The sequence below is a fragment of the Pseudomonas putida genome (assembly GCA_041879295.1).
Taxonomy (GTDB): Bacteria; Pseudomonadota; Gammaproteobacteria; order Pseudomonadales; family Pseudomonadaceae; genus Aquipseudomonas; species Aquipseudomonas putida_Y.
In genome coordinates this window covers 3,933,004-3,946,399 of record CP047152.1, presented here as the reverse complement: position 1 = coordinate 3,946,399, position 13,396 = coordinate 3,933,004, and the positions used below count along the sequence as shown (strand labels likewise).

The 13,396-nt window shown below is 62.1% G+C and carries 10 protein-coding genes and 1 pseudogene; 6 read left to right on the top strand and 5 right to left on the bottom strand.

From position 1 onward, the window contains the following. The first annotated feature begins 3 nt into the window (after positions 1-3). Complete coding sequence (yegS, locus tag GST84_18160; GenBank protein ID XGB14150.1) at positions 4-891, top strand: lipid kinase YegS; 888 nt, start codon at positions 4-6, stop codon at positions 889-891. Here yegS and GST84_18155 read toward each other — a convergent pair. From GST84_18155 to GST84_18145, 3 genes and pseudogenes are all read right to left on the bottom strand, one after another. Beyond that, positions 875-1,535 (bottom strand): annotated as a pseudogene (locus tag GST84_18155) (response regulator). The gene yegS and the pseudogene GST84_18155 sit on opposite strands and share 17 nt — an antisense overlap. Further along, on the bottom strand, positions 1,525-2,421 hold the full coding sequence (locus GST84_18150; protein XGB14149.1) for a sensor histidine kinase: 897 nt from the start codon (positions 2,419-2,421) through the stop codon (positions 1,525-1,527). The pseudogene GST84_18155 and the gene GST84_18150 overlap by 11 nt, the downstream one beginning before the upstream one ends. A gap of 366 nt (positions 2,422-2,787) precedes the next feature. Beyond that, positions 2,788-3,297 carry a histidine kinase gene (locus tag GST84_18145; protein ID XGB14148.1) on the bottom strand — a complete coding sequence of 170 codons (510 nt, stop codon included), beginning with the start codon at positions 3,295-3,297 and terminating at the stop codon, positions 2,788-2,790. A 351-nt stretch (positions 3,298-3,648) separates the two neighbouring features. Here GST84_18145 and GST84_18140 point away from each other — a divergent pair, with 351 nt between their 5' ends. Beyond that, entirely contained in the window at positions 3,649-4,584 is a 936-nt protein-coding gene (locus GST84_18140; GenBank protein XGB14147.1) for a response regulator, read from the top strand. A 55-nt stretch (positions 4,585-4,639) separates the two neighbouring features. After that, the gene (locus tag GST84_18135) at positions 4,640-5,443 is read left to right on the top strand and encodes an MOSC domain-containing protein (protein XGB14146.1); all 804 of its coding nucleotides are present in this window, start codon (positions 4,640-4,642) and stop codon (positions 5,441-5,443) included. 111 nt (positions 5,444-5,554) lie between these two features. On the opposite strand, the gene GST84_18130 is transcribed toward GST84_18135, so the two are convergent. Continuing rightward, on the bottom strand, positions 5,555-7,480 hold the full coding sequence (locus tag GST84_18130; protein ID XGB14145.1) for a transglycosylase SLT domain-containing protein: 1,926 nt from the start codon (positions 7,478-7,480) through the stop codon (positions 5,555-5,557). A gap of 220 nt (positions 7,481-7,700) precedes the next feature. Between GST84_18130 and GST84_18125 the strand changes: the two genes are divergently transcribed. After that, positions 7,701-9,629, top strand: coding sequence for an ATP-binding cassette domain-containing protein (locus GST84_18125; GenBank protein ID XGB14144.1), 1,929 nt, complete (start codon positions 7,701-7,703; stop codon positions 9,627-9,629). A gap of 107 nt (positions 9,630-9,736) precedes the next feature. Here the strand turns inward: GST84_18125 and GST84_18120 are convergent, their stop codons facing one another. After that, a complete protein-coding gene (locus GST84_18120; protein XGB14143.1) occupies positions 9,737-10,177 on the bottom strand; it encodes a universal stress protein in 441 nt (146 codons plus the stop codon). 109 nt (positions 10,178-10,286) lie between these two features. On the opposite strand from GST84_18120, the gene GST84_18115 reads away from it, so the two are divergent. Both GST84_18115 and fadB read left to right on the top strand, forming a co-directional pair. Continuing rightward, a complete protein-coding gene (locus tag GST84_18115) occupies positions 10,287-10,724 on the top strand; it encodes a hypothetical protein (GenBank protein ID XGB14142.1) in 438 nt (145 codons plus the stop codon). 517 nt (positions 10,725-11,241) lie between these two features. Beyond that, a complete protein-coding gene (gene fadB, locus GST84_18110; GenBank protein XGB14141.1) occupies positions 11,242-13,389 on the top strand; it encodes a fatty acid oxidation complex subunit alpha FadB in 2,148 nt (715 codons plus the stop codon). The last annotated feature ends 7 nt before the right edge of the window (positions 13,390-13,396 follow it).

Below are 13,396 nucleotides of genomic sequence, written 5' to 3'. Positions count from 1 at the left end.
CACATGCAAGGGCGCAAGGCAATGCTGGTGCTGCACGGCAAGCAGGCGATGAACGAAGACGTCCGCAGCGCCGTGAGCGACCTGCGCGATAGCGGCTGGGTGCTGGATGTACGGGTGACCTGGGAGGCGGGCGATGCCCAACGGCTGGTCGCCGAGGCACTGGCGGCGGGTTACAGCCATATCGTCGCCGGTGGCGGGGACGGCACGTTGCGTGATGTGGCCGAGGCCATGGGATTGGCCGCTACCAAAGCCAGCCTGACCTTGTTGCCACTGGGTACTGCCAACGATTTTGCCAAGGCCGCTGGCATCCCCCTGGAGCCGGCGTCGGCGCTGGCCTTGCTGAATGTCGTGCCACAACCCATAGACCTGGGGCAGGCTGGCGATCAGTTGTTCCTCAACATGGCCACGGGTGGCTTTGGCAGCCAGGTCACCGCCAATACCTCCGAGGACCTCAAGAAAGTGCTGGGTGCTGCCGCCTACCTGTTCACCGGGCTGTCCCGCTTCAGTGAGCTTCAGGCGGCTTCGGTGGAGCTACAGGGGCCGGGCTTTCATTGGCAAGGGGATTTGCTGGCGCTGGGTATCGGCAATGGCCGCCAGGCCGGTGGCGGGCAGGTGCTGTGCCCCGAAGCCAGGATCAACGACGGCTTGCTTGACGTCGCCATTCTGCCGGCACCGCAGGAGATGGTAGGGGCTCTGCGTGACCTGTTGGGTGGCGACGGCCTGTTTGTTCGTGCCAGGCTGCCATGGGTCGAGATCAAGAGTTCGCAAGGGTTGGACATCAACCTCGATGGCGAGCCGTTGCAGGCTGCCAATCTGCGCTTTCAGGCGAGGTCGGCGGCGTTGTTCCTGCACCTGCCGGCCGGGTCGCCGTTGCTCAGTCATCCAGGCTGATGATTTTTTCGCGTACCGCAAACAGCACCAGGCCGGCCACGTCGTGAATCTGCAGGCGCTTCATGATTTGTGACCGGTGAGTTTCCACGGTCTTGATCGACAGGCCCAGGCCCGCAGCGATTTCCCGCGTGGACTTGCCGCGCACGATCAGGCGCAGGATTTCAAGCTGGCGTGAAGTCAGATTATGCCGTTCGCCAGCGCTTTGCTTGCCTTGTTTTGGTGTGCCTCAGCGCCTGGTTGATAACGGTGTGGGCGATGGCCGGGCTGAGGTAGCGCTCACCTCGGCATACAGCCCCCAGCGCCTGTTCCAGCTCGGTGGTGCTGGTGTCCTTGAGCAAGTAGCCGTGGGCGCCGCTCTCCAGGGCCCGCATGATCAGGTCCGGGTCAGTGTGCATTGACAGGATCAGCACTTTGCAGCTACTACCGCTGGCCCGCAGCTGGGTGAGGGCGTCCAGGCCGCTGGTCGAACGCATGGAGATGTCCAGCAAGATGATGTCGGGCGTCAGTGTGCGCACCTGGTCGAGTAGCTGATTGCCGTCGTCGGCTTCGCCGACCACCTCATAGCCGGGGATGTCGCCGACCAGCGCGCGCACCCCGGCGCGGATCAGTGAGTGGTCATCTACCAGCAGTAGTCTACAGGTCATGGTTGGTAGTACTCCTGGCGCGTTGCTGGGTGCGCGGGGACCACGGGAACATCGCTTCGATCTGCGTGCCTCGGCCAGGCTGACTGGTGATGTCGAGGCTGCCCCGCAGCGCGATTACCCGCTCCTGCATGCCGGCCAGGCCGCGCTGACCGGCCTCTGCCGGGTGCCGGGCAGGGATGAAACCACGACCATCGTCGTGGATCGACAACGCCAGCCCCTCAGGGGTGCGTTGCAGACGGATGACCAGGTTATGTGCCTGGGCGTGGCGCAGCATGTTGGTCACTGCCTCCTGGGTAATACGGAACACTGCCATGGCCACGGCTTCGTCGATGCCGCCCAGGCGCTGGTTGCACGCCAGGCTCCAGTGCACGCCGCTGCTGGCCAGGGTGCGTACCAGGTGCGCGCGCAGGCTGTCTTCCAGACCAAGGCTGGCCAACTGCCGGGGGTTGAGCAGTGCGGAGACATTGCGCACATTACCGAGGGTGTCATCCAGTGTGCTGCGCAGGGCGTCGCAGTGCCCCTGCAATTCGTCGGGCATGCGCCGCTGCAGCCACTGCAGTTGCAGCTTGGCAGCGGTGAGCAGTTGACCGATGTCGTCGTGCAGTTCCCGGCCCAGATGCTGACGCTCGTCTTCTTGCACTTTGAGCATGCGCTCGGCCAGCTCAGCCGGGCGCAGGTGGATCGACCTGGCGCCCAGGCCCAGTTGCACAGCAGCACCCAGCGTGGCGACCAACTGCAGCACCAGCAGGGTGGCCGGGATTGTCTGATTGGCCAGGTACAGCGCCATGTTGGCAACCAGTGAGGCCACGCAAAGTCCGACCGTTGCCCAACGCAGCACGGCGGCGCGGGAGCAGCAACGCAAAAAGGTCTTCAAGCGTGGGAACATAGGTAGGGAGGCCACTGAAGTATTGCTGATGGAGGCCTTGCACAATGCTGCTCAGAGGCTTTGGCGCAGTACTTTCGTTGTTTTTTTGAATACGTATTCTTGCCACCTTTGTTCCGATAGCAAGCGTTTGTGGGGGCGCATATTACCACTTTGCATTGCATCGGTCGCGGCCAGGTAGTCCGTTGAAACGCCTGCTGCTCGGGCCCTTTCGAGTAGCAAAGTGCCACCCTTTAATCGCGCAGTACCCACTTGTGCTGTAACTTGTGCGGCAATGATTCGGCGGCATGCACCGAAAACCTGAAGAACTTTCCAAGTTCGACCATGGTCGGGTTTCAATAAAGTTGCTTAGTTGCACTTTGAGTCAGGTTAATGCGTGCGATTAGAGCGGCTGGGGCGGGTGCCGGTTGCCACGTCACTGTGCGGGTGAATGCACGCGCTGCCTGCTTCGTCGCAGGACGCGCAGGCTGGCGCAAAGGGGGGTTGTACGACCTTGGCCAATTCACCCAGCAGCACCAGTTGCTCGCCGATGTCCAGGTTCAGCCGCCCTGTACGGCTATCGACCAGCTCCAACTGCCAGGCCAGCAAGGTCAGGCACGCCCCTATCGCGGGTAGGGCTTCCCGCTGCAGGCAACCACCGTGGCAGGCTGGGGCAAGCAGCTGTTGCAGGGCGGTGGTGTAGTGGGCAACTTCACGCAGGCCCAAGCGCGTAGCTTGACGGGCGATAGTGTCGAGGGCGCTGCTCAGGCAACTGCAGGCATCCGGGTCATTGTCTATCAGCTCCAGATGCTGCAGGCATTCCTGAGCCTGGGTCAGCAGTACCTGGGCATCCAGCAGGAAGCCCTGCAGGGCGTCATCGAACGATAAGGCAGTGTCCATCATCAAGTCCCCGCGCGTGGGGTAGGCGCGGAGGGCGGGCACGCCGAAACGATAGCTAGCAAAAGCCTGACTCCATTCATGCAATGAGAATGGCGTCACATTAATGGCTAAAGGATATCGCGAACATCAGGTTGCACCCGATTGCCGCTAAGGGTTTCCCTGATCAAGGGCTAGGGTAGGGAACTTTTGTCGTGCCCCTGATTTGCCCTGGCGTGTCGGCAGTAAAGCATGATGGTAAAGTGATATCAATTATCCGCGCGGCATTTTCCCGCAAGGGTCAAGGTGTGCGTGAAGCCGCCGATACAGGGTAGATGATTTCACCTTTTACGACTCAAGCCTGGGGGCTTTCCAATGGCTGGCATTCTCGACACGGTAGACCAACGCACGCAACTGGTGGGTGAGAACCGCCTGGAAATTCTGATGTTTCGCCTGGCCGGTCGCCAGCTGTTCGCGATCAACGTGTTCAAGGTGCAGGAAGTACTGCAACTGCCCAAGCTGACCCTGATGCCCCAGCGCCACGCCTATGTCTGCGGTGTGGTCAACCTGCGCGGGCAGACCCTGCCGGTGATCGACCTGTCCCAGGCGATCGGTATGCGCCCGCTACAGCCGGGGCCGGACAGCACCATCATCGTCACCGAATACAACCGCTCGGTGCAGGCCTTCCTGGTGGGCGGTGTCGACCGCATCGTCAACTTGAACTGGGAGTCGATCATGCCGCCGCCTTCCAGTGCCGGTCGCCAGCATTACCTGACTGCCATCACCAAGGTCGATGAAAAGCTGGTGGAAGTGATCGACGTGGAGAAAGTGCTGGCCGAAATCGTGCCCTACAACGCCCGGGTCTCTGGCGACAAGCTCGCCGACCCAGTGCTGGCCCGGGCCCGCGGCCGGGAGGTGCTGCTGGTGGACGACTCCAGTGTGGCCTTGGCGCAATTGCGCGACACCCTGTCCCAGCTGGGCATGAAGCTGCATGTGGCCAGTGATGGCCTGAAGGCGCTGCGCATGCTCAAGGGCTGGGCGGATGCCGGCGAGGACGTGTGCGAGAAGCTGCTGATGGTGTTCACCGATGCAGAAATGCCGGAAATGGACGGCTATCGGCTGACCACCGAGATCCGCAGCGATGCCCGCCTGCGCCAGCTCTATGTGGTGCTGCACACTTCGCTGTCGGGCAGTTTCAACGAATCCATGGTGAAGAAGGTGGGCTGTGACAACTTCCTTTCCAAGTTCCAGCCTGATCGCCTTGTCGATGTGGTCAAGCAGCGCCTGTTGCTGGATACCACCGCTGCGTGAACGTTGTGCCGGCCAGGTATAAGCTTGGCTTTTGGCATGACGCGAGGCAGCAAGGATGTTTCTCAGTGAGTTGTATCGATACCCGGTGAAGTCGGGGCAGGCGCAAAGCCTGAAGGCATCACCGGTGGGTTTGCTGGGGCTGCAAGGCGACCGGCGCTGGATGGTGGTCGAGGAAGAAAACGGACGCTTCCTGACCCAGCGTGCCTGGCCACAACTTGGCCAGATCTGCGCACACGCTGACGACAGCGGCCAGTTGCTGCTGCAAGCCCCTGGGCAGCCGCCGTTGCGGGTGCCTGTACCGCCTGCCGATGACGCCCTGCGCGGCGTGACGATCTGGCGCGATACCTTGCGCGTGCCGGACGCTGGCGATGCCGCGGCAGCCTGGTTGAGCGAGTTGCTGGGCAAGGCCGTACGCCTGGTGCATTGCCCCGAGCAGCGTGCGCGTTACCTGCCCAATGGTTACGGATTCAACAGTGACCGTGCGGCGTTTCCGGATGGCTTCCCCTTGCTGCTGATCGGGCAGGGCTCGCTGGATGAGCTTAACCGGCGTATTGGTCGGCCCATGTCGATGCTGCGCTTTCGGCCCAACCTGGTGGTGCAGGGCGCGGAGCCGTTTGCCGAGGATGGCTGGAAGCGGATTCGCATCGGCAGCTTGGCGTTTCGCGTGCTAAAGCCCAGTGTGCGGTGCATCTTCACCACCATCGATCCGGCTACCGGGGCGCGCGCTGCCGACCGCGAGCCGATGGCGACGCTCAAGACCTTTCGTGAGAAAGAGGGGGATGTGCTGTTCGGGCAGAACCTGGCGGTGGATGGCAGTGGGTGGCTGGAGGTGGGGATGGAAGTAGAAATCCTGGAGTAGGTGTGTTGCCTGTACCGGCCTCTTCGCGGGTGAACCCGCTCCTACAACGACCGCGTAACCCTTGTAGGAGCGGGTTCACCCGCGAAGAGGCCGGTACAGGCTCAACAGCAATCACATGTCATCGAAATACCGTTCATGCCAATCCACCAATGGCTGCGGTGAATTCAGCTTTTGCCCGTAGATCACCGAATACGACAGCACGTTCTGCACGTACTGGCGTGTTTCGTCGAACGGGATCGACTCTACCCACACATCGAAGCTCAGGTGCTTGGCGCCTTTGAGCCACTGGCGCACACGCCCGGGCCCGGCGTTGTAGGCTGCCGAAGCCAGCACCCGGTTGCCGTTGAACTGGCTGTGTACCTGGCTCAGGTAGGCTGCACCCAGCTGGATGTTCTTGTCCGGATTCAGCACTTGCGCCGGTGATGCCAGCGGGATACTGAACTTGCGTGCGGTTTCCTTGGCCGTGGCCGGCATCAGTTGCATCAGGCCGCTGGCGCCCACGGGTGAGCGGGCGTCCTCCATGAAGGCGCTTTCCTGGCGAGTGATGGCGAATACCCAGCTCGAATGCAGGCCGCGAACTTTGGCTTCGCGCACCAGCGTGTCGCGGTGGGCCATGGGGAAGCGGATGTCCAGGTCGTCCCAGTAACGGGCCTGGCTGATGGTGCGGATGGCCGGGAAGTACCAGCGCAGCTCATAGGCCAGGCGTGCCTGTGCGACCATTTCGTCACGGGTGAAGTGGCGGCTGACGTGGTACCACTCACGGCGGCCATCAACGATCTGGCCGCGGGCGTGGAATTCCAGTGCGCGCTGGATACCGGGCGTGTTGCGCACCTTCTTGACCAGTTGCGGGCTCAGCAGCAGCGGCTTGTTGTTCATCTGGTACGGTGTCTGTGCCCGGTCGGCGGCGAGGAAGCCATAGAAGTCACGCTCACGCGCGGCGGTCTTGTAAAGCAGCGGGATCTGCGGGTTGTTTGGCTGTGCCAGTTCCAGGCTGCGGGCCTGCCAGTACTTCCAGCGGCTGGTGCTGGCCAGGTCCTGGGGAAGGCGCTTGGTCAACTCGTAGGCGTCCTCCCAGCGGCCCAGGCGCAGCAGCAGCCGAAGGCGCCATTCGCTGACGGTGTTGTCACGCAGCTCGGGGTCGTAGCGGGTCATCAGGTCGAGGGCGCGTGGGTCGTAGCGGCGTGCGAGGGTCAGGCCGATTTCGCGGGCGATGGCCACCTTTTCGTCACGCGAGAAGTGCATGCGTTGGGCGTAATCGTCAAGCAGTGCCATCGCCCGCTCCGGGTTCTGCCGGGCCAGGCGACGAAGGCCGAGGCTGACCACGTCGGACATGGCCTCGTTGATCGGGGTAAAGCGCGACGGCTGGTTGAGCAGCTCAGGCTTCTGCGCGACGTCGACCAGCAGGCGCCCCTGTGAGCGGAGGGTGGTCAGGGTCTTGGCCAGTGTGTTGGCCAGGCCGTAGTTGCGCGCCTGGGCTGCCAGCTTGGTGCGTGCCCAGCGCTTGGCCTCGGTCAGCTGGCCTTCGGCTGCCCACATGCCGAACAGCGTGTCACAGGCGGCAGGTTGCGATTTGCCGACGTTCCACAGCTTGTCGGCGGTGGCGTAACCTTCGGCGCGCAAACCGTGGCTGAGCTGGTATTGGCCGTTGAGGCAGTCCAGTTCGGTGAAATTGAGCTTGGGGTCGTAGTACTTGACGAAGGTATCCCACTCGCCGCGTTCGGCCAGCCAGCGCAACCAGCGCAGCTTCATCCAGTTGGCCTGGGGCAGGTCGCCGTGCTTGGCAAGGAAACCTTCGATTTCCTGGTTGCTGGCGGTTTTCAGGCGGGCTGTGAGTTCGTCGTAGGCCAGGTAGGGCGTCAGCGGGTAGTCGCTCAAGGCCTGGGCATAGCGCAGGTAGGGGCCTTTGTCGCCTTTTGCCAGCGCGCGCTTGGCCTCGTCATAGTACTGGCGTTGCAGGGTCAGGTCGGTGGCCTGTGCCGCGCAGGTGGCAGCGGTAAGCAGCAGGCAGGATGCGATATGTAGCAGGCGGCTGCGCATGATACGTCCGGGCAGTTGAACCATGGGAAGTGTCGGCGGAGCCAGCACTGTTGAAAGCTATTGCCTTAGCTTAGCCGTTTGCCGGCAGTGGGTGAAAGCGCTGTGCGTGTATCGGGATATTAAGTTCGACCAGATGTCGCCAGGCGCTCACCGGTTGGCCTGGCGGATGCCGTCGGGGGCCAAGTCAGGTAGAATGCGCGCCCGATTTATGGAGACGAACATGACCCTGCTCAAATTCAGCGATGTGTCCCTCGCATTCGGCGCCATGCCGCTGCTGGACAAAGTGTCCTGGCAGATCGCTCGTGGCGAGCGGGTGTGCATCATCGGCCGCAACGGCACCGGCAAGTCGAGCATGCTGCGCCTGGTCAAGGGCGAGCAGAAGGGCGACGACGGCGAAATCTGGCGTGCCCCGGGCCTGAAGATCGGTGAGCTGCCGCAGGAGCTGCCGGTGGCCGACGAGCGCACAGTGTTCGACGTGGTAGCCGCAGGCCTGGACGGCGTGGGCGAGTTGCTGGCGCAGTTCCACCACCTGAGCATGAACATCCAGGGCGATGAAGACCTGGAAAAGCTCATGCACGTCCAGCACGAGCTGGAGGCCCGCGACGGCTGGCGCCTGCAGCAGGTGGTTGAAAGCACGCTCAGTCGCCTGCAACTGCCGGCCGACAAGACCCTGGCCGAGCTGTCCGGTGGCTGGCGCCGCCGCGTGCTGCTGGCCCAGGCGCTGGTGTCCGAGCCCGACCTGCTGCTGCTCGACGAACCGACCAACCACCTGGACATCGGTGCCATCGCCTGGCTCGAAGAGGCCCTGCGTGGCTTCAACGGCGCGGTATTGTTCATCACCCACGACCGTTCGTTCCTGCAGAACCTGGCTACCCGCATTCTCGAGCTGGACCGCGGCGGCCTGATCGACTGGAACGGCGATTACGCCAGCTTCCTGGTGCACAAGGAGGCCGCACTGGCCGCCGAGGAAACCGCCAACGCGCTGTTCGACAAGCGCCTGGCCCAGGAAGAAGTGTGGATTCGCCAGGGTATCAAGGCCCGGCGTACCCGCAACGAAGGCCGTGTGCGTGCACTGAAGGCCTTGCGTGTGGAGCGTGGCGAGCGTCGCGAACGACAGGGCAAGGCCAACATCCAGATCGAAGCTGCGGACAAATCCGGCAAGCAGGTAATGGTGCTGGAAAATGTCAGCTTCCATCACCCGGACGGGCCTCTGCTGGTCAAGGACTTTTCCATGGTCCTGCAGCGGCAGGACCGCATCGGTCTGCTGGGCGCAAACGGCACCGGCAAGACCACTTTGCTCAAGATGATGCTGGGCGACCTTGAGCCCACAGCGGGCAAAGTGGAGCGCGGTACCAAGCTCGAGGTGGCGTATTTCGACCAGATGCGCCACCAGCTCGACCTGGAAAAGACCGTGATCGACAACCTGGCCGAGGGCCGTGATTTCATCGAGATCGATGGCCAGAACCGCCACGTGCTGAGCTACCTGGGCGACTTCCTGTTCAGCCCCCAGCGTGCGCGCACGCCGGTCAAGGCGCTGTCGGGTGGTGAGCGTGCGCGGCTGCTGCTGGCCAAGCTGTTCAGCAAGCCGGCCAACCTGCTGGTGCTCGACGAACCGACCAACGACCTGGACGTGGAAACCCTCGAGCTGCTGGAGGAGGTGCTGTCCAACTACAAAGGTACCGTGCTGATGGTCAGCCACGACCGGGCCTTCCTCGACAACGTCGTCACCAGCACGTTGGTGTTCGAAGGCGAGGGCAAGGTGCGTGAGTATGTGGGCGGCTACGAGGACTGGATTCGCCAGGGCGGCTCGCCGAAGCTGCTGGGTGTGACCGAGAGCAAGGGCGGCAAATCCGCGCTCAACAGCGCGGTGGTGGAGAAGGTCGAGGCCAAGCCTGAACCTGTTGTTGCGGCGGTGGTGGAAGAGCCTTCGAAGAAGAAGCTCAGCTACAAGCTGCAACGTGAGCTGGAGATGCTGCCGGGGCAGATCGACGAGCTGGAACAGCGTATGGCCGAGGCTCAGGAAGAAGTGAACGCGGCGGGTTTCTATCAGCGTCCGATTGCAGAAACTTCGGCGGTGTTGGCACAGATCGAGAAGCTGCAGGGCGAATTGGATGCACTGGTAGAGCGCTGGGCTGAGTTGGAAGGCTGATTGGCGTTAGCCTGTTTCGGCCTCTTCGCGGGTAAACCCGCTCCTACAGGGATCGCCATACCCTTGCAGGCGCGGGTTTGCCCGCGAAGAGGCCGGTTCAGGTCAAATCAATCCTTCTTCAGCAAGCGCACCGCCAGCACGTCACACGGCGCACCGTGCAGTACATCGTTGGCCGTGGAGCCCAGCAGCAATGCCAGTCCGTGACGGCCATGGCTGCCGACCACGATCAGGTCGCAGTTCTGGTCCTTGGCCAGCTGGTGGATTTCCTGGCGCGGTTGGCCGTAGGTCAGGTGCGAGTCGCCGCGGTTGATTTCCGGGTATTTGTTGAACAGGCGGTCCATGCGCTCCTTGGCCTGGTCGAACTGCTGCTGTTGCAGCTGCGACAGGTCCATCGGTACGTCACCGCCGAAAGCCATGGCCATCGGCTCGACGATGTGCACCAGGGATACCTTGGCGTTCGAAGGTTCTGCCAGCGCCATGGCGCGCTTGATCACCGGGTCGCACTCTTCGGTCAGGTCGACGGCGACCAACAAATGTTCGTATTTCATGAGCGGTACTCCTGACAATCGCGATAGAAGAAGTATGGTCGCTTTAGGGCGGGTCTACCGTGAAAATGGCTAACCAGCTCATTTGCAACGCTTTATGGGAACTACTGATATGACGGTATTGCTGGTGGTGTCAATCCTTGCGCTGATTCTCAGCCCGCTTTCCTGGCTGCGCAGTTCGCGCAAACAGAGCGAGCAGATGAAGTTGCGCCTGGAGGCACGGCGCATGGGTCTGGCCATGCAATTGGCGCCGCAGCAGTGGCCGCACTGGCTGGAAAAGGAGCCGCCAAGCCCCTGCCCGCAGTATCATCGGGCCCGGCGCCGTGGGCATGAGGACAGCTTCAGTTTCTGGCAGGTCAGCCCCGGGGTGTGGTGGAATCAGTGGCGTGAACCCTGTGAAGACCCACGCTTCATGGGCGCCTTGTCGCGTTTGCCGGCGAGTGTGTACAAGGTAGAGGCCGATGCGCGGATGATTGCCTTGTACTGGACCGAGCGCGGCGATACTGCTGTATTGCAGGATGTTGCCCATGCTCTCGAAACCTTGGCCTGACAGGTCACCACACATCCTGGGGTGACACCAACCCCGCTCCCACAACGACAAAGCGGCGGCTCGGCATGACCCTGAAGGGGTGGGGTGCCAAGTCGCCGCTTTGCGTTCTGCTGCGCAGAAAAGGCCAGGCAGGCCGGGTATTCATTCAAGCAAGAGCCAGTGTAGTCGCCCTGGCTCGCCGCGCAAGCGCAAAGCACTCCAGCCAATACGTGTGGTCAATCGCTGACATGAATGACCGGCGATCACTGTCATCATGTTTTGTACCCGAACGATAGAAAATGACTGGAAAGTCGCGTTTTCGCCGTGCTCGTGAGCATTTGACAACGCCCATCTTTTCGGAGAATGTGTGCACACCCAAATCAAACGGGCGTATGAATTGAGCGTTTGTATGTCATGACGCCAAGCCATACTTCCGACTAGCGCGCTGACGGGTGTGCCTGGGGCAGGGCAGCTAGGCCTGCTTCTGCTGCAGCGATCGGCGTGTACAGTTCAGCTTCCATATCGTGGAGATCAGTTGATGATTTACGAAGGTAAAGCCATCACGGTTAAGGCTCTTGAAAGTGGCATCGTCGAGCTCAAGTTCGACCTCAAGGGTGAGTCCGTCAACAAGTTCAACCGCCTTACCCTGAACGAGCTGCGCCAGGCCGTCGATGCCATCCAGGCCGATGCCTCGGTCAAGGGCGTGATCGTCAGCAGTGGCAAGGACGTGTTCATCGTCGGCGCCGACATCACCGAGTTCGTCGACAACTTCAAGCTGCCTGAGGCCGAACTGGTCGCTGGCAACCTGGAAGCCAATCGCATCTTCAACGCCTTCGAAGACCTCGAAGTGCCGACCGTTGCCGCCATCAACGGCATCGCGCTGGGCGGCGGCCTGGAAATGTGCCTGGCGGCCGACTACCGGATCATGTCCTCCAGCGCCAAGATCGGCCTGCCGGAAGTCAAGCTGGGTATCTACCCGGGCTTTGGCGGTACCGTGCGCCTGCCACGCCTGATCGGCTCGGACAACGCCATCGAGTGGATCGCCGCCGGCAAGGAAAACCGTGCCGAAGACGCCCTGAAAGTGGGGGCCGTCGATGCCGTGGTTGCCCCTGAGCTGCTGATGGCCGGTGCCCTCGACCTGATCAAGCGTGCCATCAGTGGCGAGCTGGACTACAAGGCCAAGCGCCAGCCGAAGCTGGAGAAGCTCAAGCTCAATGCCATCGAGCAGATGATGGCCTTCGAGACTGCCAAGGGCTTCGTCGCAGGCCAGGCCGGCCCGAACTACCCGGCCCCGGTCGAAGCGATCAAGAGCATCCAGAAAGCCGCCAACTTCGGTCGCGACAAGGCCCTGGAAGTCGAAGCCGCAGGCTTTGCCAAGCTGGCCAAGACCTCGGTCGCCGAGAGCCTGATCGGCTTGTTCCTCAACGATCAGGAACTCAAGCGCAAGGCCAAGGCGCATGATGAGATCGCCCACGACGTGAAGCAGGCCGCCGTGCTCGGCGCCGGCATCATGGGCGGCGGTATCGCCTACCAGTCGGCGGTCAAAGGTACGCCGATCCTGATGAAGGACATCCGCGAAGAAGCCATTCAGCTGGGTCTGAACGAGGCCTCCAAGCTGCTTGGCAACCGCGTCGAAAAGGGTCGCCTGACCCCGGCCAAGATGGCCGAGGCGCTCAACGCCATTCGCCCGACCCTGTCCTATGGCGACTTCGCCAATGTGGACATCGTCGTCGAGGCTGTGGTCGAGAACCCGAAGGTCAAGCAAGCGGTGCTGGCGGAAGTGGAAGGCCAGGTGAAGGACGATGCGATCCTCGCTTCCAACACCTCCACCATTTCCATCAACCTGCTGGCCAAGGCGCTCAAGCGCCCGGAAAACTTCGTCGGCATGCACTTCTTCAACCCGGTGCACATGATGCCGCTGGTTGAAGTGATCCGTGGCGAGAAGTCCAGTGAAGTGGCGGTTGCCACCACCGTGGCCTACGCCAAGAAAATGGGCAAGAACCCGATCGTGGTCAACGACTGCCCGGGCTTTTTGGTCAACCGCGTGCTGTTCCCGTACTTCGGCGGCTTCGCCAGGCTGGTCAGCGCCGGTGTCGATTTTGTGCGTATCGACAAGGTCATGGAAAAGTTCGGCTGGCCGATGGGCCCGGCCTACCTGATGGACGTGGTCGGCATCGACACCGGTCACCATGGCCGCGATGTGATGGCCGAAGGTTTCCCGGACCGCATGAAGGACGAGCGTCGCTCGGCCGTTGACGCGCTGTACGAGGCCAACCGCCTGGGCCAGAAGAACGGCAAGGGCTTCTACGCCTACGAAACCGACAAGCGCGGCAAGCCGAAGAAGGTCTTCGATGCCACCGTGCTGGACGTGCTCAAGCCTATCGTGTTCGAGCAGCGTGAAGTGACCGATGAAGACATCATCAACTGGATGATGGTCCCGCTGTGCCTGGAGACTGTGCGCTGCCTGGAAGACGGCATCGTCGAAACCGCTGCCGAAGCCGATATGGGCCTGGTCTATGGCATTGGTTTCCCTCCCTTCCGCGGTGGTGCGCTGCGTTACATCGACTCGATCGGTGTGGCCGAATTCGTTGCCCTGGCCGATCAGTACGCCGACCTGGGGCCGCTGTACCACCCGACCGCCAAGCTGCGTGAAATGGCCAAGAACGGCCAGCGCTTCTTCAACTGAGCGGTCA